Below are 25,474 nucleotides of genomic sequence, written 5' to 3' on the forward strand. Positions count from 1 at the left end.
TATGTATTGCCATAAAAATCTTCTAAAAGCATTGAAATATATAGATTTAGCTACCTTAAAAATTTTACATTTCCATATAAAGTAAAAAAGCCATCCTAAAGGATGACTTTTGTTTAGCTATTTTTTTATTGGTTAGTTCCTGGTGTTGTTGATGTTTGAGTTGCTGGAGGTGCCGCAGGTGGAGGTGTAGCTTTCTTTGTTCCCACCTTCATAACTCCGTTAACTTTTTGATAATTATCAGTAGCTATATTTTCTCTCGCAATCTCTTTTCCATCTTGATAAGTTACTAAATAGCTCTTCACTTTATAACCAGTAACTGGTTGTTTATCCCATTGAGTTTGACCTTCTAAAAGAGAACTATCATCTACTTTTGATATTGTAGGATCATACTTTGCTAAAGTATCTGCAAATAATTCATAGGTTTTTCCACCCATTCCAGCTATACTTCCATAAAAGTTTACATAAACATTTTTATTACTTGTATACGATTCTATATATACAGGGAAATTATATGTATTTTTGAACTTATAATCTAATGATCCCCAATAAACGGTAGCATCCAATCCTACTGGTGAATAACTTGTAGGCATAGAATGATTACTTCTTTCAGTTGATCTTATACCAGCTCTCATAGCAGCTCTATAAAGCGTAGTTGAAACTTGACATATACCTCCGCCAACTCCTTGCTCAACTTTATCTCCAACAAATATTGCAGCATCTTTAAAGCCCCTAGCTGTAGTTCTTTCACCAACAGCTTCATTATAACTAAAGCTATCTCCTGGCATTAGAAGCTTAGCATTTATGAAATTACTAGCCAAAGTTACATTAGCCGATCTTCCTGGATTTGAAGTTGCAAAACTAGTTGAAAAAGTTGAAATCTTGCCATCAATTTTTGCAAGTTCTGATTTTTGGTACTTAGGCTTAACTTCTTCTATTGGTGCCTGAACAACAGTCTGCTGCTCAATTTTCCCATTAATGTTAGTTTTAATCAACTTGTCCAATTCTTCGGTATTAACTTTACGACCTGTTTGATCATCAGTAATATTTATATTCCCTCCACTTATGGAGATTTTTGCATTTACAGGGTCTTGATTTATTTTGCTCTCAATTTGCTGTTCAAATGCCTTTATCTTACTGTCATCATATTTAAATTCTAGAGGAAGATTTTTATTAGTCCCGTTTTTTATAATATCATTTTTCTGAAATAAAGATAAATTTTTTCCTTCTTCTAAAGCTTTTCCAGCCATTTCTTGAACATTAAATTGAGGGTTTAAATTTGAATAGTCAAGCTCAAAGTTTTGGTCTAATGCCTTAACAACAAGCTTTTTTTGCTTTATTGTATTTGAAAAACTATCTTCTAATAGTTTTACCGCTTCTTCTTTTGTCTTACCTGAAAGATCAATATCATTAACCTTTACACCTTGGTATATCTTATTATCCCATTTTGCAACTTGATTCTTTACAGTCATGGCGTATACACCAGCTCCAGATAATCCAATCACTACTACAGCTACAGTCCCAGCAACTACCAACTTTAAAGTCTTATTTTTTCTTACTTCGTTGCTCATATATTTTCTCCTCTCTTATTAATGAACCACCTAAAAGTAATTTGACATATTTTCATCTTATATTAATAATAGATTATAAATGTTTTCAAATATTTAACAATTAGATTGGTATATCCTTTATGGTACTCCTAATTATACTATAAAAAAAAACATTAATAAATATACTTTTATTGTAAACTTTATATTTAGGTACAAGTTACAAAGATATTTTTATCATATTATTTATGATGTGATATTTTCTGACTTTTATAATATTGTTTTAAATTTATTACTTAACATTGTATAGATAAACATAGTATATATTGTGACTCAATCTGATTTTTTTACTTTTACATGGAAACGCTATAATTTTAGATGTATAATCTAAAGATGTACTAGCTTAATCAGAAATATATTTTTAATTTTCCTCTTGGACTTGAGAGTATACTTTGAAAATATAAAAAATCAAGCGGTACATATTATAAAAAAGATTTATTTGGGGGATAAAAAATGAAATTTGATTTAGATGCATTGAAAACTTATTTAATTAATCTTCTAACCATTTCTAGTCCTACTGGATATACTGATAATATCCGTAAATACGTAATAACTGAGCTAGAAAAACTTAATGTTAATTATACTGTAACCAATAAAGGTGCAATTCTTGTAAGCTTCAAAGGGGAAGATAATAACTTTGATAGAGTGTTTTCTGGCCATGTAGATACCCTTGGTGCTATGGTAAAGGAAATAAAGAATAATGGTGCTTTAGAGCTTACACCAGTTGGTGGATTTATGATGACATCTATAGACGGCGAAAACTGTACTATAGAAACTTTAGATGGTAATTCTTATACTGGAACTATACAAACTATAAAGCCATCAGTTCATATAAGCGGAGATGATGCTAGAGATTTAAAGCGAATCGCTCCAAATATGGAAGTGATAATTGATGAAAAAGTATTTAGCAAGGAAGATACTGAAAGACTAGGTATAAATGTTGGAGACTTTATTTGCTTTGACTCTAGAGCTACCATAACAGAAAAAGGCTTTGTGAAAAGTAGACATCTTGATGATAAAGCTAGTGTAGCAGTTCTATTAACAGCAATAAAATATATTTCTGAGGAAAATCTTAAGCTTCCATACAACACACATTTTTTTATTTCTACTTATGAAGAAGTTGGACATGGTGCTAAGGCAGGGTTACCTGAGAACACAAAAGAATTTATAGCTGTAGACATGGGCGCTCCTGGTCCTGGACAAAATTCATCTGAATATGCTGTCTGTATATGTGCAAAGGATTCTTCCGGTCCTTATGATTATGACTTAAGAAAAAAAATTGTAAATCTATGCAAAGAGAATAATATAAATTATAAGATAGATATATACCCTCACTATGGTTCCGATGCCTCTGCAGCAGTAAATGCTGGTTGGGATATAAGAACCGCTTTAATTGGCCCTGGTGTTTTTGCATCTCATGCCTATGAACGAACCCACTTAGATTCCCTTATAGAGACTCTAAAGTTGGTATTAACGTACTCAAAAACTAAATAATCTATGAACTTAACTTTAATTTTTATTGTATATCCATAATACGTTTCTAATAATATTGAAATATGTGGGTTTAGCAGACAAGAAATTTTCATACTTTCTTAATATAGTAAAAAAATGCCCAACTTAATAGGGCATTTTTTTATTCTATAAATTATTCTACTTTTCGCCTTCTCCAAATATAAAATAATCTCCATCAAAATAAGTTCCATATTCTAATTGATCATCACTTCTTGTTGGTTGAATTAAAAATTTAGTCCTCTTCTTTGAAAAGTCTCCATCAAAATCGAATGCTTCTATACCTATTTCTATAGGCCTTCCGGCTGGAAGTGTAAATTTTGATTTTGGTATAACATAATAAGTATCATTCACTCCTACAGTACCTGCATAGTTGCTGTTAACAAATATATTGTATCCTAAAAGATCCTTATCTTTATTCTTTGTCCACGATACATATATATTTTTATTATCAGTTCTTGCATAAAGTCCTTTTACATCAGCTGGTGGCATAAGCATATCTATGCTATCTGGTCCATAGTTCAAATCTACAGGTGGAGTAACTCCCGGAATATCTCCAGCTTCTGTATACTGCCATATTCTCCATCTCTTCCATCCGCCTATATCTGGTGGAACAGGTGGATTACCTGCAATTTCTTTATACATTGCAATCCATAGTGGCATATTACTTAACGGATATCCTTTTCCAGCTATTTTAAAATCATCATATAGATTTACAAAAAATACTCCTGTGTAAATCATAAGTCTTCTTCTTGTCTTACTTTCAAACCTTTTTCTAAATCTATCTACCCAGTTTACAAGCTGTGCAGTTGTAATAGATTTATTTGTAGGTGCTTCTACATCAAGTACTGGAAATAAATCACCATAATCTCCTTGGCCAAATCCATCTTGAAGAACGCCTATAAAGGCATCGCATTGACTATCCGCTGTAGCGTAATCAGCAGAAGGTAATGCATAATGATATGCCCCTACTGGGATACCTACGGACCTTGAGCCTTTTGCAAATTCAATAAACTTAGTATCAACTCTAAATCTACCTGACCCTGAACCAGATGCTCTAAGATAAAGAAAATCTACAGTTCTTGCAAGGATAGCAAAATTAACCCCTGATTTGTACTCATTTATATCAGCACCGAAGGTACTAAACATTGTTTTATTTTGCATAGTTCCTCCAACTATAATAATACTCATACCATTAGGATATTATAGTAGTCCAAGTAACGTTACAAAATAATAAAATTTTTATTTTAATGTAATGTATACGAAAATTGAGATGCTCCTACATCCGATACTTAAATGAGCTGCGCAAAGAATTAATATGATTTCCTACAATGAAACAACTAAAACTTTATAACTCACTTCGTTCAAACAATAAAGTTTTTTAACGTTGTTTCATTTCCGAAAATCATTTAATTCTAGCTGCTTGCTCATATAGTATCTCCTGTAGAAGCATCTCAATTTTTAAATATACTTATATTCTAGAAAACTACTGAATAAAAAAATAGCTGAACAAACTATAACCTTATCATTACGGAGAACTTTATATCATTACCTTGGCATTCTGCCCAGATGCGTCCACTATGAAGTTCTACGATATTTTTGCATATGGCAAGTCCAAGGCCGCTACCACTTACATTTTCAGATGTTCTAGATTCGTCTGCTCTATAAAATCTTTCAAACAGTTTTTCAAGCTTTTCTCTTGGTATATTTTCACCTTTATTTTTTATCGATATAAGTGCATATTCATTTTCTCTTTTTAAGCTTACAGTTATATTTGTATTCGCAAATGAGTACTTTATAGCATTTCCCAATAGATTTTCAAAAGCTCTTAGCATTTTATTTACATCAAGATTAGCTTCCAATCTTTCCTCTGTAAAGTCTTTATGTATTCTAAGTCCTCTTTCATCAAAAAGAGGCATAAGTTCTTCTATAAGCTGAGATAAAAACTCATTTAAGTTAACTTGCTCTTTATATAAACTTACTCCCTGATTAGTTAATTTTGTATACTCAAAAAGATCTTCTAAAAGTATTTTTATTTTCTCAGATTTATTAAAAGCTATGTTCATATACTCTTTCATCTGATCTTCATTTTCGTACTTTCCATCTTTAAGAAGTCCTATATATCCCATTACAGAGGTAAGTGGTGTTCTTAGATCATGAGAAACATTTGTTATAAGTTCATTCTTTGTCTTCTCAGCTTTTCTTTCTGCTTCGATTCTATTCATTATCTCGGAAGCCATGTAATTAATATTTTCCGCTAGATTATTAAGCTCATCTTTTCCTCTTCCATTTATTCTAAAACTCAAATCACCTGATGCAATTTTTCTTAGCCCATCTGAAATTTCCTCTATATACTTCATCTTTTTATTGGTTATATATATAAAGCTTGTTACAAATACCACTACTGCAATGATTAAAGCCATTATAGAATCAGATGAATAGGTTTCATTATATTCCATCCTAGCTTGTGGAGTTGCAAAAATAAATAGATAAAGCTTCTCATCTTTTATATTAAGTGGGTAAAATATTACAAATTCCTTTCCTTCAGTTCTGTATTGATTGTTATACCTATTAGAATAAGAGTCCATAGCATATTTTATAGTTGCATAGACATCAACTGAATTTTGGATTACATTATTAGTTTTGTATACAATCTTACCATCTAGATCTGTTAATATAACTTTCTCATTTGCATTAGCACCATAAAATCTTTCTACACTTTTTTGAATATCACTAGTATTAGTTATAGACAAATCCTTAGTATTTATCAAATAATTAGAAAATCTTTGAGCTCTATCCTGTATTTCGCTATCATCATATACAAGAGTAGCTGATTTATAATTATCACGTAATATATCATTAGCTATACCGTAACAAAAAAGTGATATCAGGAAACAGATTCCGAAGGTAACAACAAGTTCGAACCTAATACTCTTTTCCATTCTTTCCTTAAAGATCTTGAATACAAGTCTAACTGGTTTCATTATCTTCCAGTTCCATACCCATCTGATAAATCTAAACTTTAGAAACTTCTTACTTCTCAATTTTATATCCTACTCCCCAAACAGTTTTAATATATTTAGGCTTTCTAGGGTTTTCCTCAAGTTTTTCTCTTATCTTTCTTATATGAACCATAACAGTATTATCTGATTGTATAAAGCTTTCATTCCAAACACTCTCATAAATATTTTCTATAGAAAATACCTTACCCCTATTTTCTGATAAAAGAGCTAGTATGTCGAACTCAATTGGAGTAAGTTTTACTTCCTTACCGTTAATATCAATTTGATGTGTTTCTATATTAATTGTTAAATCTTCTATTTCTATTACATTATCTTTCTTTTTTGGAATTACATTATTGTTTAACTTAATATATCTCCTTAACTGGGACTTTACCCTTGCAAGTAGCTCTAATGGATTAAATGGTTTAGTTAGATAATCGTCAGCTCCTGTTGTGAGTCCAAAAATCTTATCCATATCTTCACTTTTCGCAGATAACATTATTATAGGCGTATTTCTTTCTTCCCTTATTTTCATACATGCTTCTATACCATCAAGTTTAGGCATCATAACATCTAATATTATCAAGTCAACATCTTTTTCTTCTAAAACTTCAAGTGCTTCCTGCCCATCAGAAGCTTTTATTGTGTTGTATCCATCATTCTTAAGATAAATCTCCACTAAATCTCGTATTTCTTTTTCGTCGTCAACGATAAGTATTGTTTCCTTCTCCAATATCTTACACCTACCTCTTCCATTATATTTATGAAGCTAAACATACTCAAAGCTAGTATAACACCTGCAACAGCATCCATAATTGCATGTTGTTTTACAAATAGAGTAGATAATATTATAGAAATCCCTACTATTTGAATTACAATTTTGAACCAAGTTTTTAAGTCTTTATTTTTCCATAGATATATCATAGTTATTGATGTAGTAAGAACATGTATACTTGGAAAACAATTATACGGTCTGTCTATTTCATATATGTTTCTTATTAAATTACTTAATATATCATTACCAACAACTATAGGTCTAGGTACTGTAGTTTGAAAAATTAGATATATACATATACAGATTAGTTCGCCTACGCATAAACAAATTATATATTTATAGTATTCTTTAATATTATTGACTAAAAGATACAGAATAGTAAATCCTATAAAAACATACCATATATAATATGGGATTATAAACGCCTTAACAAAAGGTATACTTCTATCCATAGAAGTCATGAGGCTATGCACATCACCATTAATGGGCTTATTAAAATATTGATATAAAACTCCTATAACAAAGTATGGCAGAACAAAAAGCGCGTGTTTCAACTTGTTTCTCATAACAATCTCCCTAATCCTTATCAAATTAATCTTAATAATTAATAATTAAATAATATATTTTAATTTACACTTTCAAATTGAAGTATAGATTTTTGACTCCACACTATTAATTTTACTATTAAACTTAGTTATTTTACAAACAACTAATTCTATATTTCTATTATACATGTTAATTCTTAATAAATAATTGGTTAAATTCTTAATATTATCTTAATAAAAAGTCTCTGAAGCAAGCCTTTTTTACTCATCTTTCTTTCCTATGTATTTAAAAATTTTTAGGTTTAGTTAACTTGAAGTTTTATGCTTACCTACATATTAAAGATAATATGCTATTCATCCCAGAACTGTTAAAAGCCATGACCTCAGAAAAAAGATCATGGCTTAATTTTATTAATTTTATCTTTAACTACGTTCTTTTATTGAAGTTTCTATTATTAAATCTAGTAACTTACTAAAGCTTATATTCTTTCCTGCCGCACTTTTTGGAAAAAGGCTATTCTTAGTCATTCCTGGTAATGTGTTGACTTCTAATATATACGGAACTCCTTCACTAACTATCATGTCAACTCTTGCATAAACGCTACATTTAAGAGCATTATAGGTTGCTAGTGCCATTTCTTCAACCTGTTTATGAAGTGAAGATTCTAGTTCTACTATAAACTCATCTGCTCCACCATCTGAGTATTTTGATGTGTAATCAAAAAAAGCTGATTTAGGCTTTATAGCAAGCACTGGAAACATCTGTCCATCCAAAATCGGACAAGTTATTTCATCACCTTTTATATATTTTTCAATCATAACTTCCTTATCCCATTTTAAAGCTTCAATAACCGAATTTTCAATTTCTGACTCTTCCTTAATTACAAAGGTAGCTACTGATGACCCACCATTATTAGGCTTTACAACTACTGGATATCCCAAATCATCTATTTTCCTATAGTCAATATCATCTAGTGACTTAACATTAAACCAAGGTGCAGTTCTTATATCCCTTGATTTTAATATCTTCTTAGTCATATCCTTATCCATACAAACGGCACTACTTAAAGTATCACACCCAGAATAAGGTATTCCCATGGTCTGAAGGACTGCTTGAACTGTTCCATCTTCTCCGAATTTTCCATGTAAAGCGAGTAGCGCAAAATCTATTTCTTTGACTTTTGTAAATAAATCTTCTTTAGCATCTATAACTATTGGAATGATTTCATACTTTTCCTTATCTAAATTGGCTAATATAGATTGTCCGCTATTCAAAGAAACTTCTCTTTCTGAGGATATTCCCCCCATTATAACTCCGACTCTCATTATAATCCCTCCAAAGAACTTCTTATTTACTCTTTACTTAAGTAACTTTTTTACTATAACAAATAAAGTTATTTATACATTATCCTAAATGTAATTTTATAAAGAGTAGATAAAAAATCAAATCTTGTTAATTATATCACTTTAATCAGATTCCTTAAAGCCATTGTATTTAATTTCCACAAAGAACCCTAACTATATAGTATGTCAATCGATTTTAAAAGATATACTGTTATAGATTAATTACTTCATAATTAAATTTATATTTTGGGCTATGTTTAAGAGCATTGTTGAAATTAAGTGGTTATAAAGGAGATGCTATATGAGCGAGCTATTAGAATTAAATGATTTTTTCAGATGTAGTGGCTCTAAAAAATCGCTAATCGTTCTTTATTAGTGTTTTTTTTACGCATCTGCCTTTTCTGAACGGATGTGAAGAAATTCTGGCAGGCGATATATTCTCACTTTTTACTCTTTAATCAGATAACCTTTCTATTTACTTAAATTTAAGATATGAAAGATTTATAAAAAGCATTTATTATTAAAGAGTAAAACTGTACTGTTCGAACGTAGTGAGTTTACAGTTTTAGCCATGGAATATGACAAAATCATATTAATTCTTTGCGTAAGCTCATTAAAGCATCGGATGTATAACCACTTAATTTCAATACGGTGCTTTAACAGCGCCATATTTTTAAATTGAAGTGTTTTATCTTAACATATTTCATATATATCAGAAAACTCGATATTAATTCGTTCAATTCTAGCATCTTCATTAGACATTATTATTGGAGTTTGCTCAATCTCTTTAATTAGAGTTATTGGTAGATTTATTATAAATTCACTCCCTTTATTTAAGGTACTCTTGGCACTGACTGTGCCTCCATGTAACTCGACTAAAGATTTCACCAGAGAAAGTCCTATTCCACTGCCCTCATGCTCTCTAGCTAAAGACTTATCCACTTGTCTAAATCTTTCAAATATAATATTTATCTGATCTTCTGGAATTCCTCTTCCATCATCTTTTATGGCTATTCTTACATTATCCCCAACTTGTTCTACCAACACCAATATTTTTCCATTACAATCTGTAAATTTAATAGCATTGGATAAAATATTTAGTATTATTCTTTCGATTTTGTCTGGATCACAGTAAATATATAATTCTTCTACAAATGTATCAAATATCACTTCAATCCCTTTATTCTCAGCATAGGTAACAACAGATATAGTTATATCTTCTACAATTTTAATTACATCGTATACTCCACAGTTAAGTTTTAGGTAGCCAGCATCAATTTTGGTTATATCAATTAAGTTGTTTATAAGTCTCAGCAATCTGTAACAATTTTGCCTTAATACATTACTATATTTCTCATAAGGCATCTTCGTTATATCTTCCTTATTTTTATATAAATCCAAAACTTGTATAACAGAGAATATAACATTTATTGGAGTTCTGAGCTCATGAGATATGTTTGCAAAAAATTCTGTTTTCAATTGATCATATTGTAAAGCCTCATCTAGTTTTTTTCTATCCTTTTCATGCTCTTCCTTAAGCTCAACCATCTTTTTCTTCTCAGTAATATCTCTTGCTAAACATATAATCTTTGTAAGCTCACCGTCCTCTATTAAAGGTGAATAGTTTACTTCTAAGTATCTAGACTCTCCGTAGAATAAAAATGATATCTCGTGTCCCCTAACTATCAACCCTTCATTTAAGTATTTTATTATATTAACTTCACTTTCGTAGTCAATATCATCAAATACCTGCTTTAGATATTTATTTAAAATACTCTCTTTACTTTTACCTAAAAGTTCGCACATTGCAGGATTTACATCAGTAATCCTTAAGGTTTTAGAATCAAGTACATAGATCATATCTGGACACATGTTAAATATTTCGGAATACTTTCTCTCACTCTCTTTTAATTCCTTTTCAGCTAATTTCTTATAAGTTATATTTCTAGCACTTATAATAGCCCCATCTATTTTATCTTTTTCTTCTACTGGATTAATAACGTAATTCACATATATGTACGTATTCTTACCAGACTTCATTTTACACTCGTTTGTGACTATCTTATTTTTTTCCAAACATAATCTCATATCTTGCAGTACTTGTTGAACATCATTTTCAACTACATTATGCACCCAAGGAACCCTCTTATAGTCTTCATAGTTACCACCAAAGAGGTTAGTATAAGAAGGAGAACAGTAATCTATCCTTCCCTCGATATCTATTTTACATATTAAATCATGAACACTGTCCGTGATCTGCCTAAACTTCTTCTCACTCTTCTGTAGTTGCAGTGACATATCTATATAGCTTGTATTATCATTCATAACTCCTAAATAAAACGTATCTTCCTCAATATCAAACTCATTTATATATGTATTAAAGTAAAAAACTTTCCCATCTTTTCCTACTAATTTACTTTCACCACTCCATTGTTTTTCCATATCTATAACTTTATTCATTTTATTTAAAGAACGATTCTTTCTGTTCGGCAAAATATCATTAATATTTTTTCCCTCTACTGAATCATCACTGTAATTTTCCTTAATAAATTCATCAGCTGTCACATTAGTAAAACGTATGGTTCCTTGCTTATCTAAAATAAAAACAATACTAGGCATTTCTTGTAAGATCTTGTAATACTTAAGCATATCAGTTCTAAAGACATTCGTATTATCTATTATTTTTTTTGCGTCAATATATTTATTTTTAAAACAAATACATATGCCTACCATAACTGTTAGGACAGATAGCATATAAAAAATATCAGCAAAAAAAATAAGTGCAGTTCTTTGTCCTAAATCACAGAATGTATATACATGATTAAAAAACTCAAACATAGTTGAAGCTATAAAAAACTTCATTATAGCATCCTTGTATTCTTTTTGTTTTTTTATCAAGACAATACCTAGTACAAGAATTCCAAGAAGATCTATTATTGTCATTATAGATCTCCAATATATACTCCTATCACTTAAATATCCGTATAAGAATTTTATATCTATATAGTAGAATACTACCCCTATAAAGAAACTTAAAACAGAATACATGCATATACTTTCTCCACTTACATGCTTAAGCTCTTTATTGTTATAAAGGAAGTAAATAAAGCCAACAGTAATTACAAAACTTATTATATTATATCTTGTTGATAAAAAAGCTTGATTATATATACTAATTACACCACTGCCCTTACTCATAAGTTCAACACATTCAATAAACTTTATACCAAATAAAGTCATAGTACTTAATCCGATAAATAATATATAACTTTTTTTCGATACATCAAAGTATATTAAAATCATAAACGCAACTATAAAAGTAATTACAGTCTCAGCTGGTATCATACCATCTATATAAGATTTTGATATTTTAATATCTATATTAGAACCATATTCTAAAAAAATCAGAAAAATAAATCCTATATAAATACTAAAATATGAGAGATTCTTCTCGGCATTTTTATGATTCATCCTTGTTATCCTTCCATAATAATTCATAGATTTTTATAACTTATATCCTTTGATACAATAATCTTACCAGTAATCTTACCTTCTTCAAAAATAAAATTAGCAATTGATTCAGCAAGAATATAGTTACCATTATTTTTTCTTATTCTATGGACGATAGGTGTAGTGTGGCTTTTTTCTAAGTTAATCAGTACCCTAGCTTTTAATATTTCCTCTGGATGAGTTATGGTAAAAAAACTTGCTCCAACTACTCTCTCTTCTGCAAATTCTGATAGAGAATAGAATTTTTTTGATGCGTAGTTTATTCTTCCCTCTACATCTACTAAAAACAAAATCTCCTGTAAATTGTCTTCAATCGCCATATACGATTCGATGAAACTATCAATATTGTTTGAATAATTTTTCACCGTATGTCCTATTTCTTTATCTATAGGTATCTCATTTATTATATCATTATTTATATAGCCATCTTTAACTAAGTTGGACTCTTTATTTATTAATGTCTTATATGAGATTTCCAAACACATTATCCCAGAAATTAATAAAGCAATCATTACAACTTCGGCAGCAACTATAAAAACAGAATTTTGCCCCTGTGAATAAAAGGCATAATACTTGCAAAAAATAGGCAGTAAAGTTGAATATATTAATAAATTCGAAAAATCGTTCTTATTATTTAAGTTATATATTATTACAATTATGACCACAAATGCATTTACTAGCATAGTATTTATATACGTTATTACCATTTTTTGTTCAGATAAATTCAAACATTGGGGCAATATTATATAAATATCAATTAAAGTAGTACATAGTCCCAACACCCCACCAATCAGTAGCAATATACTATTCTTTTTTCTTGTCTGGAAGAGGTTAATCGTATTGTATTTTAAAGCAAATAATATAATTATAGGCCTTAATGTAAGACCTATAGCAAATGGATAGCTAACTCTACTTATAATGAGATTATCATTGGCTCCATTTATATTTAAGTTTGTAAAAACTTGCCTAAATAGGAACTCAAAACAAAAATACATATAACTAAAGCAAATAGCTATAGGTATTACTCTATGCTCGTATGAAAAATATTTAAAGCATCTATACAAAAATAGGAGAGAGAAGATTATTATTACAACTTTAAGTCGATTTACAACTTCATGAAAATTGTAAAATTCATATCTTTCTAAAATTCTTAATGATATGGCAAATAATATGATTAACAAAAAAATTACCATTGTATTAATTTTTACATATTTAGATACTTTTTTGTGTATATGTAGAAAATAGCTCATATTATTATCCACCTATTATAAAAATTGTAATTTACTAATTAATTATACTATCAATTATCATTTTTTTAAAATTTAATTATCGCAATTATCGATATATAGTTGTATTTTTTCAATTTCATTTACTCAAGTTTTTAATTAAATAATAATGGATTAAATAAATATATATAAACTCATCTCTACTGTTCTAAAAAAGTACAGAAATAAATCGCATTTTTATTATTAATGTATATTTTTGTAGCATTTTTAAATATAAAGTGAAAAAATAAAAGCTAACGACTCATATTTGATCGTTAGCTTTTACTTTAAGCTCTATTTTGCTATACTCTTATAGTATTTGCACATATGCTTTATAGGGCATACCTCGCATTTAGGATTTCTAGCAGTGCAACATCTTCTACCATGAAATATTAATAAATGATGAGCCAAAGACCATTCTTTCTTTGGAAGCTCTTTTTGAAGCTGTAATTCTACATCATATACATTCTCTGAATCGGCAAGGCCAATTCTATTAGAAACCCTAAAAACATGTGTATCTACAGCAATTGATGGAACTCCAAACGCATTTGAAAGTACTACATTCGCAGTTTTCCTACCAGCTCCAGCAAGAGAAGTTATGCCTTCCATAGTATCTGGAACTTCTCCATTAAAATTCTCCTTAAGCTGCCTGCACATCATCATTATATTTTTCGCTTTATTTCTATAAAGTCCTATCTGTTTTATTCTATCCTCTAACTCTTCTTGAGATATAAGTAAAAAATCATCAACTGTAGGATATTTGTCAAATAAATCCTTCGTTACCTCATTTACTTTTTTATCAGTAGTCTGAGCTGAAAGTATGGTAGCTACAAGAAGTTGAAAAGGTGTTCCATAATCAAGTTCACACTTTGCATCAGGATACTGCTCTTTTAATAGTTCTAGTATATTTCTTGTGCTCTTCTTCATTTTGTACCTCCATTTATGAACCTGTAATTTGTAATTATGTTTATTAATCCTTCAAGATCTAGTGCAAATTTAAATATGTATAATCAAATAGTAGTTTAAAATTAATGTATCACACTGGAGATACTATATGAGTGAGCTATTAGAATTAAATGATTTTCGGAAATGGAATAGCGTAAGGAAATTGTATTGTCCGAACGTAGTGAGTTATACAATTTTAGCTATTCCATTGTAGAAAATCATATTAATTCTTTGCGAAGCTCATTAAAGTATCGGAGGAGTGACACATTAATTTTAGTAAAGTACTTTAATGTAATCTATTCCTTAAGCCTTTCAATCATTAGTTTATACTGCTCCAAATATGGAGAATTTAATTCTTCATTTGCAATATCCTTGTTTTGGAACAAACCTTTCCGTATGAGAGCGTTTCTTCTTAAAACGTTTTTACCTCTCCACCCACAGGATGTGGCTTTAAAACTACTTTTGAAATCAGAATTAGATATATTTATTATGTTATCCACATTATCATTATTCATAAAATTCATGGGATAAAACTCTTTTATAGGCGATAAATATTTTACTTTATTATATGGGCACTTGTTCTGACAACTATCACAACCAAACACTCTTCCATCCATTAACTTAGCGAATTTATAATCTATTTCCTTTTTCTGAGTTATATACGACATACATATATTAGGATTTTTATTGTTTTTATTAATTGATTTTGTAGGGCATTCTTTATAGCAAACTTCACAACTTCCACATTTCGTAAAATACTTTATATCATTAAAAGTACGATTTGTAGACTCCGGAATTTCTAGGTCTGTTATTATTTCACCTAAAAAAACATATGAACCATACTTTTCAGTTATAATCATATTATTTTTACCAATAAACCCTACACCTGATAGATATGCAATATATCTTTCAGGTAATGTGTTACTGTCTGTAAATGCAAGTGCTTTCCCCCCTAATTCATTGATGAAAGTCACTATTTTTTCTAAATAACTATGTACTACAGTATGATAGTCCATACCTCTAGTATAAACAGAAAATCCATTTTCTATATAATCCACATTATGAAGATAAGGGAAAGCTATAGATACTATAGTCTTTCCCTCACTCATATAATGATTTGGATTTATTCTTTTTTCTATATCTGTTTCTTCAAATTCATTCTCAATACCTTGTGATTTTCTTTCAGTGTAGAACTCTCTTAACTCATTGAAAGTCCTGCACTGTGCAAAACCAACAGTATCTAAGCCTAAATTCATGCAAAATCTTTTAATTTCAACTGATAGATTCATAAACTAAATCACCATATCATTATATATTTTCTTTCTTCTGCCTCTAAAATCTTCTATCTCAATTATTGGCAAATTTCTCACAATAAATCTGGCTGGTATACCTACAGCAGTTGCACCAGCAGGCACATCTGTAAGTACCACTGAGTTAGCACCAATTTTCACATCATTTCCTATATTTATAGGCCCTAGAACCTTAGCCCCTGTTCCTATAACTACATTATCACCAACTGTAGGGTGCCTTTTACCTTTATCTTTTCCAGTGCCACCAAGAGTAACTCCATGATATATGACAACATCGTTACCTATAACACTAGTTTCTCCGATAACTACTCCCATACCATGATCTATAAATAAACCTCTGCCTATTTGAGCACCTGGATGTATCTCTATACCTGTAAAAAGTCTTACTACCTGAGATATTAATCTTGCTATAAAGAACATCTTTCTTTTATAAAACCAACTAGATACTCTGTGCCCATTTACTGCATGAACACTTGGGTAAAGCAGTAAAACTTCAAACCAACCTCTTGCTGCTGGATCATTTTCAAGTATCTTTTTTATATCGTACCTAAGGTTCTTAAACACCTATTATCACACCTTTATATTATTCATATAGGCCCATTGAAAGATATTTTTCTCCTCCATCTGGTGCTACTACTAAGATTTTTTTGCCTGGACCATATTCCTTAGCTAATTCTAAAGCAGCATGAAGTGCACCACCTGAAGATATGCCTATAAGTACACCTTCGTTAGCTCCAAAGTTTCTAGCAGCTGCAAAGGAATCTTCTTCTTTAACTTGAACAACTTTATCAACTACTGAGCTATCATATATTTCTGGAATAAATCCTGCTCCTATACCTTGAATCTTATGTGGACCAGGTGCTCCACCTGAAATTACAGGTGACTTTTCTGGTTCTACAGCTACAACTGTAACATCACTCTTTAATTCTTTTAGTTTCTTACCAACACCTGATATTGTTCCTCCAGTACCAACTCCAGCAACAAATACATTTATGTCTGGTAGATCTTTAAGTATTTCTTCAGCTGTAGTTGCATAGTGTTTTTCTGGATTAGCTATATTTAAGAATTGTTGTGGCATGAAATATCCATTTTCTTTCACTAATTCTTCTGCTCTTGCTATAGCACCTTTCATTCCCTTAGCGCCTTCTGTTAATACAAGTTCAGCTCCATAAGCTTTTATTAAGTCTCTTCTTTCCTTACTCATTGTTTCAGGCATTACTATAACAACTTTATATCCTTTTAATTTTCCAATCATAGCTAATGCTATTCCAGTATTTCCACTTGTAGGTTCTACTATAGTGTCTCCAGCTTTTAATAGACCTAAAGCTTCAGCCTTTTCTATCATACCGTAAGCAGCTCTATCTTTAACACTTCCACCTGGATTAAACTTTTCAAGCTTTACATATACCTCAGCTGAATTTTCTCCTGTTAAAGTGTTTACTTTTAGTACCGGTGTGTTTCCAAGTAATTCTAATGCATTATTAAATAACATATCTCTAACCTCCAAAAATTATATTTATTATTTTATTAATTATCTTAAATTTTAAAATTATCCACAGATTTTTATTCTCTATCTTTATAATAATTGATCTTTTGTTATCCTAAAATTAGTTAGCTACAAACTTTTACATTTAAGATTTAATAAAGAATAAAAAAAACTTCATCTCTTATTAGAGACGAAGATATTTCGCGTTTCCACTCTACTTAGATCAAAATGATCTCACTCACGATAAGCACTATCATGCTTCCTTGCTATAACGGGCATCCCGGGATCACCTACTAAAAGTTCAGCTACCTGCTCCAAAGCGCACTTCTCATAAAATCCAAGTAGAAGATTCACACCATCTCTTCCTCTCTGAGACCTTCATTTATGATACTTTTCTTTTTCTTTGCATTTAAAGTTGAGTATTTTGATATGTTTAATCTTAATTTTATTATATGCTAATTGTTTTAAATGTCAACAATATTTTTATATAATATTAAACTGCTTTTTTTGCTTTCTTTTTCCAAATAGGCAGTAAGAATTCATCTACAATATCATGAATTAAAACTATACCTACAAGCTTATCCTCTTCATCCACTACAGGAACAGATAATAAGTCATATTTGGTTATAAGCTCTATAGCATCTTCTATATGAAAATCATGTTTAAATTTTAAAGTATTCCTATCCATTATATCTTGAAGCTTAACTTCTGTGCCATTCATAACTAACTGTCTTATTGTAACTGTCCCCTGAAGTTTTTCATTCTCATCAGTTATATATACACAATGCATAACTTCTTCATCAGGCTGCATTTCTTTTAATAAATCTATTGTTTCTTCAATTGTGACATCTATATTAAAGGATATAAAATCTTTATTCATTATACTTCCAACAGTTTCATCTTCGTAACCTAATAATTCTTTTACCTCTTCGGCATCTTCTGATTCTAAAGATACTAAAATCTTTTCTCTTTCTTCTTCATTTAGTTCATCTAATAAATCTGCAATTTCATCATTAGGCATATTTTCAAGTATTTCTGCAGTTTTTGATACACTTAAATCTCTTATTATAGACCCCTTGAACTCTGGTTCTATCTCTTCGAGAGCATCAGCCACTAAATCATCATCTAGATTTTCAAATACTTGTTTTCTCTGTTTATCATCAAGTTCTTCTAATATATCAGCTAAATCTGCTGGGTGGAGATTAGATAATTTTTTATAAGGAACTGATAGCTGCAAGCTGTCATTTATAAGCTCTAAGGTTTCTACATCATCCCACATAAGTGCTTGGTCTGAAATTTCTTGCTTCATAAATTTAAGCATAACCTTTCCAAAACCTTCAATACCCATTCGTCTATATCTTGCGATTTGACCTGCTTCTACTGCAACTACTCTGTATTCTCCTGCAATCTCTGCAATTCTTAAGTCATTTACTCTTACTACCTTTTTTCCGTTTATATCAACTATCTTTTTATCTAAAAGATTTTGCGTAAGCAAATAAGTATATTTTCTTGGCAATATTTCCTTACTACCTCTGGTCTCAATCCTTATCTTATTGCTTTCCTTTAGATAAACATCTACATTCCTAAATTCATAATCAAATACTGAACCATCTCTTTTTATTTTATATCCAATAATTCTTGGATACCCATCTTCTGTAGTTACATAAACATCCTTTAATATACCAAGTACATCATCAAACTCATCGTAGATCTTTTTATTTAGTATAGAACTATAAAGAAATACAGACAATCTTTTCATGTTTCTAACCTCCCCCAACATCCAATGAAGGACTTAGCTAGAGCAATGTACTAGGTTTACATTAAATTTCGCTGAAGCCACCCATTGAAGTTTATTATATTTAATTTTTCTTGCGACCTACTATGAGGGCCACCCTCCATTTAATTTCACCACCTTGGTAATAAATTATTTATTATTTCAAAATCTGTAACTTAAAATCATTTCTGGATGATTTTTTTAATTTACATTTTGATTTATATATACTACACCTTCATAAAAAGTAAAAAAAGGCCCCTTGAGGCCTCTAAAATTCAACTTAATATCATTACGTTGAGTTTTAGCACTACAAGACTTAAGACCTATCGGTCTAGCTACGTTAAGTTATACCTTGCTTCGATAAAACCTGTTGACCCATTGGCATCTCTCGATGTTTCCGGGCAGTAGCGTGCATTCTTGTAGGAGCCTCACCTAACAATGAAACATTTTCTTTCTATAATATATTATATTACTTTAAGCCTAAATTGCAACTTAATAGCCTCAAATTTCGAATATTTATTTATTTATCCTGCTATGGTTTAAAATTTCATAATAAATCTTCATTTTGCTTCATGTTGTTGCACTTTACTTAATCTTATATATAAAAATGTACCACTTCGATTTAAAAATATAAATTTCATTATGAAGTGATACATCCATTAAACTCGCTATTCTATTTTAGATTTATATAAACTTAATCTATTTTTTCCACTTATCAGCTTGATTCTGCATTTCCTTAACTATCTTATCAACACCAGCTGACTTCAATTTTTCATTCAATTTAGGTAAAAATTCATTTGGATCTACTGAGCCAGTATTCAAAGCTGGTCCAAATTCTTCTAGAACGTTTTTCAATCCAGCTACCTCTGTATTCACAGGATTTGTATCAAAGTTAAAACCTAAATCTGCAGCAGGAATAGATGCATCATTAAATTTCTTAAACTCCTCCCACTTATTATCTGGGTCACCATCTAATAAGTATGTCTTATAAAGATTTCCCAATGAGAAATACGGAACTTGGTACTGCTTACTTTCAGGAAGTAACTTAATCTTATTGTCAGATATCTTCTCATAATGAGTTCCTTCAATTCCATAGTTCAAAATATTTCTAACGTACTTATCAGTATTCATTAAATTCAAAAACTGCATTGCTTTTTCTTTATTTTTTGAATTAGCAGATATAGCCTGCATAGCTCCTGTTGTGGATCCATTTGTAATATAGGTATCCATAATAGGAGATGCTACTACTGGGTATCCGAGATCTTTCCCCCATAGAGATTCTGCAAAAGGCTGTCCATCTCCCTTTGTTACAAATCTTTTTACAGCCTTATTATCGCTTGTTGTTGCTGCATCCTTATTTATATATCCAGCTAGATAATATTTTCTCATAGTTTCAAGCTGTGTTTTCATCTCTTCTGTCTCATATAGATTAGCTGCCTTTAGTGATTTATCTGTATAAAAGATTCCTACAGGATCAACTATTTTATCAAACTTAACAGGAACGCTATAATCCTTTGTAGTATAGAATGGTACTACATCTGGTTCTTTTTCTTTTATAAGCTTTAGCCATGGTTCCAAATCCTGCAATGTGTGAATATCCTTATAAGGTATATTATATTTATCTACATATTCCTTAGTAAATACAAACATCGGTGCAACACCTATCTCTTTATTAGTTGGTATTGCATATGTCTTACCATCAATTTTAGCTCCATCCCAAAATCTCTGATCAACTTCACTTTTAGTTTCTTTTCCATACTTTTCAAGAAGGTCATCTAAAGGAGCAAAAGCACCTCTCCTTGCATTAGGTAAATAATCATTTGCCCATGAGCAAGTAAAACAAATATCATAATCTTCCCCTGAATTAATTACAACCTGCATTTTCTTTGAGTAATCGCCCCAGTCCACTTGCTTAATCTCTACTGTGGTATTTATTTTTCCTTTTAGATACTTGTTCAATTCAGCTTGAACTTTTTCAGTATCTTTCTGTGGAGTACCAATTGTGTACCATATCAAATTAGTAGTTTCGCCTGTGCTTGTTTTGGTCGCTTCTTCTTTGTCAGAACACCCAGTTAAGGAAAAAGCTGAAGCTAGCACAGTTGCCAAGGTGAGAGTCATTAATTTTTTAAATTTTAACATCAAAGTTCCCCCTCATAAATGTATTTTTTCTTTACAAACTAATTATATTTTCATCATGAAAAGGTTTAAAGTGTAGGAATTTCATATTTACTGTTCAAACTATATATACCTTATTTATTGAAAATTAATGGTCTGTCATTATTTTGACAGACCATTATATTTTTATTTAAATTGTACTTTAAAAGTCTTTATTTCAAAAGGTTTTATTACAAATTCAACCTTATTGTCACTGATGTCAAGCGCTTCTATATCTTTTTCCATAAGACTGCATTCATTAACGCTCACTATATCTTTAAAAAATTCCATAGTTACTTTACTTCTTTTGTTATGGAACTCATACATTCTAACAATGAATTCATCACTATCTTCTGCTTTTTTTACAGTTTCAATCATTACATTGTTTTTATCTACATTAATAAATGATAATTTCACTGGAAGCTCTCCACTATGTGCCTGTTCTATTCTTGTATAAAGTGGCACGTTAAGGTTATATGCCATACTAACAGTCTCAGAAGCTTTCCACTCTCCCTTATGTGGATATATGGAATAAGTAAAATAGTGTTCTTCCTGATCTGTTGTAGGATTAGGTTCTATTCCACTCTTTATTAGAGTTAACCTCATTGTTCCCTCTTGAATATCATGTCCGTATTTGCAGTTATTCAGTAAGCTGACACCAAAATCCCCTTCTGATATATCTGCCCATTTTTGTCCACAAACTTCAAATCTAGCTACATCCCAGGAAGTATTACTATGAGTTGGTCTTTCTATATTTCCATATTGAATTTCATAGGTAGCTTTATTAGTATTTATATCAATAGGAAATGCCACTTTAAGTAATACTTGCGACTGTTTCCAATCCACATAAGTTTCGAAATCAACTCTATCAATATCTCTATATACAAATATTTTTTGAATTATTGTTGAATCCAAAAACCTTCTTTCTACCTTCAAAGCTGCTCTTACCGGGCCATTTTCAACTACTTCAACTTTTTGGATATCATCCACCTTCCACATTTTTTCTTTGTAGAATATGTCTATATCCCAATTATCAAAATTCATAGGTTTATCTTCAAAGGCCTGAAGTACATTACCTTTTTCTCCTGCCTTTAATAGTTCTCTATTATTTTTCTTATCATAAAAGGACTCAATTTGTCCTTTTTCATCAAAACAGATTTCAAAAAAGTCATTCTCTATATAACTTTTATTTATGTTTATTAAACTATCAACGTAATTCTCTTGATCCTCTACGATATAATAAGTCTTATACCCTTGAGCAGGAATTTCTTTTGCAAAAAATACTGCCTCTCCACCTTCAATCCTCTGGCAAATTACCTTTTTTCCTTCTTCATCAAATAAAGCAGGATTTGTTATATTCTCAGGTACAGAAAATTTTGCTATGTCATTTCTCTCATAAGATAATGAATTAAACACCAATACTGCAGTCCTATTCAAGTTAATCTTTCCTGCTAATGAAGAAAGTGCTTTATTTAATGTATAATTTCCACTCTCTAGTAACTTTTTATACTCTTCCTTAGTAACTTCATATACTTCCTGAATTGATGAACCTGGCAATATATCGTGAAATTGATTTAGAAGTATATCTTCCCATCCCTTGTTTAGTTCTTCCTGCGGGTAACTGCCTCCTAAAACTGTATTAAAGGAATTGAATTTTTCACTAGCTTCATATAAATTTTCACAAATTCTATTATCTCTTTTATTTCTTGCCATAGATGTATAAGTTCCTCTATGATATTCAAGATATAATTCACCTGACCATTTAGGAAGATACTTATTATCCTTAATTTTTTTCTCCATATTTCTAAAGTAATCTTTTGCAGTTCCCATTTCCACTTTAGGACAACCTGGTATTCCCTTATTAAGCCTTCTTCCAACCTCAAGCATTTCATAAGTGGCTCCACCGCCACCATCTCCAAATCCATAGCAAACTAATACATCATCATTGATATTTTTTTGCTGATATCTTTCCCAAGCACCCATTATTGCACCTGGATGAATTTGTCCATTATATGTGGTAAAGTGCATGCTTGGATCTTGATATGGATCTTTTGTAGTAATAAAGTGGGTTAATACTTCTGTACCATCTATCCCCTTCCACATGAAAGTATCATAAGGCATTTTATTAAACTGATTCCAAGAAATTTTTGTGGTCATAAAATAGTTAATATCAGATTTTTTTAAAATCTGTGGAAGCGCGGCACTATAGCCAAATACATCTGGAAGCCACAAAATTTCATTTTTCACACCAAACTCTTTTTCAAAAAACCTCTTTCCCAATAGAATTTGTCTTACCAATGATTCACCTGAAGTTACATTACAATCAGCTTCAAGCCACATTGCTCCCTCTGGTTCCCAAACTCCTTCTTTCACTTTTTCTTTTACCTTTTCATAAACTTTAGGATAGTCTTCCTTTAAAAACTTATATAGCACTGGTTGACTTGACATAAATTTATACTCTGGGTATTGTTCCATAAGCTTAAGCACCGTAGAAAAACTTCTCGCTACCTTTTCTCTTGTTTGAGCTACAGTCCACTGCCAAGCTACATCAATATGTGTGTGACCTACACAAGTTGCAATCACCTCATCTTTTCCACAAAGCTTCTCATAAAACTCACTTTTCAAAAACTCATTAGCTTCTCTGATAGACTTATAATATTCATCATAATAAGGTTTTCTAAGATCCAGAATATTCACTGCCTCATTAAGTACACTTAGCATATCTATTCTTCGTTTATCCTCTTTACTCAGCTTCTCACAAACCCAAATAGGAACCTGAATATTAAAATATAACTCTCTTATAGACTTATCTACCAATACCAGCTCTCCATATAAACTAGCTTTCCTATCTGCTACCATGCCACCATATGCATGCAGATCTACATTGTATATTTTTCCGGCTTCAGCACTATCAGTCAGTATAACCTCTCTATGATTTATATCTAACCCCTGAATATGCTCCCCATCAATATATAGAATAAATTGAGGATTCACAGCATCCCAACCTTCATCAAAGGTTTTTAAACTCAAGGCAATTGTTTGTCCTCGAAATTCTGTTGGTACCTGCACCTTTGTCCTAAACCAACAATGACGGTCTCTCCCACCCCATAAATCTCCAGTTTCAAAGTCCTTCCATTGTTCTTGAGCTGAATCAACAGCTTCTATATTTAAATAATATCCTTCTAACATCTTATAGTCATTTATTGATACTTTATCTTTATAAACCTGACTTTTTAGTTCATTGCATATCTTCTGAATTCTCTCAAAAACGTAATACATATTAATTCTCCTTTATTTATATTTTTATTATTCTTTTACAGCTCCAATAGTTAAACCTTTTACAAAATACCTTTGGAAGAATGGATAAGCACATACTATCGGTAAAGTTGACAATACCACCATCGCCATCTTTGCCGTTTCTTTCGGCAAGTTTTGAGATATTCCAATAGCATTTACCCCTAACATCTTAGTGCTTGTTAAGAATTCCATACTATTTTCTATACGAATAAGTAAATATTGAAGTGGTATCAAGCTTTCCTTGTCAATATACAACATGGCGTTAAACCAATCATTCCAATAACCTAAGGTTAAGAAAAGACTTATGGTCGCTATTCCTGGCAAAGACATTGGTAATACTATTTGGAAGAAGGTTCTAAACTCGCTCGCTCCATCAATTTTAGCTGATTCAATAATTGCCTCTGGAACAGAAGTCTTAAAAAAGGTTCTTAATATGATTACATACCAAGTATTCATAGCAAGTGGTAGAATAAGTGCCCATATAGTGTTTTTTAAATGAAGAAACCTTACCATTACAAGATAAGAAGATACCATCCCCCCACTAAAAAGCATTGGAATAAAGGCCAATTTTGTAAAGAACCCCTTAAACGCAAAGGTTCTCCTTGAAAGGACATAAGCATAAGAGGAAATCAATATCAAACCGATTACAGTCCCAAGTACAGTAACTAAAATTGTTATTCCATAAGATTTCATAAGCTGACTCCCTGCACCTATCAAATATTGATATGCATTTAGGCTCCACTCCTTTGGAATAAATCTATAGCCATTATGTTGCAAGGATTTCTCGCTGGTAAGTGAAATAATAACTACAAATACAAATGGAAGAATACAAATAACCGCCAGAATAATCATAATTATATTAATAATTACGCTTGTACTATTTTTAATGCGATTAAACTTTAATTCCTCTGGACTACTCTCCACTTTTAGTATACTTTTTAACATCAATCCCAC

The 25,474-nt window shown here is 30.7% G+C and carries 17 protein-coding genes, 1 riboswitch and 1 other annotated feature; of the genes, 1 reads left to right on the top strand and 16 read right to left on the bottom strand.

Features of this window, described 5'->3' with window-relative positions:
* Window positions 1-125 precede the first annotated feature (125 nt).
* Window positions 126-1,568, bottom strand: a complete 1,443-nt coding sequence (locus J3477_RS24360) for a VanW family protein (protein ID WP_206872833.1) — start codon at window positions 1,566-1,568, stop codon at window positions 126-128.
* 489 nt (window positions 1,569-2,057) lie between these two features.
* On the opposite strand from J3477_RS24360, the gene J3477_RS24365 reads away from it, so the two are divergent.
* The gene (locus J3477_RS24365) at window positions 2,058-3,098 is read left to right on the top strand and encodes a M42 family metallopeptidase (RefSeq protein WP_206872834.1); all 1,041 of its coding nucleotides are present in this window, start codon (window positions 2,058-2,060) and stop codon (window positions 3,096-3,098) included.
* Between the two features lie 156 nt (window positions 3,099-3,254).
* Here the strand turns inward: J3477_RS24365 and J3477_RS24370 are convergent, their stop codons facing one another.
* The 15 genes from J3477_RS24370 to J3477_RS24440 form a co-directional block, all read right to left on the bottom strand.
* On the bottom strand, window positions 3,255-4,277 hold the full coding sequence (locus J3477_RS24370; RefSeq protein ID WP_206872835.1) for a glycoside hydrolase family 25 protein: 1,023 nt from the start codon (window positions 4,275-4,277) through the stop codon (window positions 3,255-3,257).
* A 350-nt stretch (window positions 4,278-4,627) separates the two neighbouring features.
* Complete coding sequence (locus tag J3477_RS24375) at window positions 4,628-6,157, bottom strand: sensor histidine kinase (protein ID WP_228731361.1); 1,530 nt, start codon at window positions 6,155-6,157, stop codon at window positions 4,628-4,630.
* Window positions 6,147-6,848 carry a response regulator transcription factor gene (locus J3477_RS24380; protein ID WP_206872836.1) on the bottom strand — a complete coding sequence of 234 codons (702 nt, stop codon included), beginning with the start codon at window positions 6,846-6,848 and terminating at the stop codon, window positions 6,147-6,149. The genes J3477_RS24375 and J3477_RS24380 overlap by 11 nt, the downstream gene beginning before the upstream one ends.
* A complete protein-coding gene (locus J3477_RS24385) occupies window positions 6,794-7,456 on the bottom strand; it encodes a phosphatase PAP2 family protein (RefSeq protein ID WP_206872837.1) in 663 nt (220 codons plus the stop codon). Before J3477_RS24385 ends, J3477_RS24380 begins: the two co-directional genes overlap by 55 nt.
* Before the next feature lie 402 nt (window positions 7,457-7,858).
* Window positions 7,859-8,761, bottom strand: coding sequence for a D-alanine--D-alanine ligase (locus tag J3477_RS24390; protein ID WP_206872838.1), 903 nt, complete (start codon window positions 8,759-8,761; stop codon window positions 7,859-7,861).
* 711 nt (window positions 8,762-9,472) lie between these two features.
* The gene (locus J3477_RS24395; RefSeq protein WP_206872839.1) at window positions 9,473-12,250 is read right to left on the bottom strand and encodes a sensor histidine kinase; all 2,778 of its coding nucleotides are present in this window, start codon (window positions 12,248-12,250) and stop codon (window positions 9,473-9,475) included.
* Window positions 12,251-12,273: 23 nt separating this feature from the next.
* A complete protein-coding gene (locus J3477_RS24400; RefSeq protein WP_206872840.1) occupies window positions 12,274-13,539 on the bottom strand; it encodes a PAS domain S-box protein in 1,266 nt (421 codons plus the stop codon).
* Window positions 13,540-13,848: 309 nt separating this feature from the next.
* Window positions 13,849-14,481: an endonuclease III gene (gene nth / locus J3477_RS24405; RefSeq protein ID WP_206872841.1), complete on the bottom strand. Its 633-nt coding sequence runs from the start codon at window positions 14,479-14,481 to the stop codon at window positions 13,849-13,851.
* Between the two features lie 314 nt (window positions 14,482-14,795).
* Window positions 14,796-15,788, bottom strand: a complete 993-nt coding sequence (queG, locus tag J3477_RS24410; RefSeq protein ID WP_206872842.1) for a tRNA epoxyqueuosine(34) reductase QueG — start codon at window positions 15,786-15,788, stop codon at window positions 14,796-14,798.
* Window positions 15,789-15,791: 3 nt separating this feature from the next.
* Window positions 15,792-16,373, bottom strand: a complete 582-nt coding sequence (gene epsC / locus J3477_RS24415; protein WP_206872843.1) for a serine O-acetyltransferase EpsC — start codon at window positions 16,371-16,373, stop codon at window positions 15,792-15,794.
* Window positions 16,374-16,392: 19 nt separating this feature from the next.
* Complete coding sequence (gene cysK / locus J3477_RS24420) at window positions 16,393-17,301, bottom strand: cysteine synthase A (RefSeq protein WP_206872844.1); 909 nt, start codon at window positions 17,299-17,301, stop codon at window positions 16,393-16,395.
* 177 nt (window positions 17,302-17,478) lie between these two features.
* Window positions 17,479-17,708 (bottom strand) — a binding site (T-box leader).
* An 80-nt stretch (window positions 17,709-17,788) separates the two neighbouring features.
* Window positions 17,789-19,054 (bottom strand): magnesium transporter, encoded by a 1,266-nt coding sequence (locus J3477_RS24425; protein WP_206872845.1) that lies wholly within the window; start codon window positions 19,052-19,054, stop codon window positions 17,789-17,791.
* Between the two features lie 296 nt (window positions 19,055-19,350).
* Window positions 19,351-19,516: riboswitch (M-box (ykoK) riboswitch) on the bottom strand.
* 252 nt (window positions 19,517-19,768) lie between these two features.
* Window positions 19,769-21,208 carry an ABC transporter substrate-binding protein gene (locus J3477_RS24430; RefSeq protein ID WP_206872846.1) on the bottom strand — a complete coding sequence of 480 codons (1,440 nt, stop codon included), beginning with the start codon at window positions 21,206-21,208 and terminating at the stop codon, window positions 19,769-19,771.
* A 162-nt stretch (window positions 21,209-21,370) separates the two neighbouring features.
* Window positions 21,371-24,502 (bottom strand): alpha-mannosidase, encoded by a 3,132-nt coding sequence (locus tag J3477_RS24435; RefSeq protein WP_206872847.1) that lies wholly within the window; start codon window positions 24,500-24,502, stop codon window positions 21,371-21,373.
* 27 nt (window positions 24,503-24,529) lie between these two features.
* A complete protein-coding gene (locus tag J3477_RS24440) occupies window positions 24,530-25,465 on the bottom strand; it encodes a carbohydrate ABC transporter permease (RefSeq protein ID WP_206872848.1) in 936 nt (311 codons plus the stop codon).
* Window positions 25,466-25,474: the final 9 nt, after the last annotated feature.

This window comes from Clostridium zeae (genome assembly GCF_017312485.1).
Classification (GTDB): domain Bacteria; phylum Bacillota; class Clostridia; order Clostridiales; family Clostridiaceae; genus Clostridium_AR; species Clostridium_AR zeae.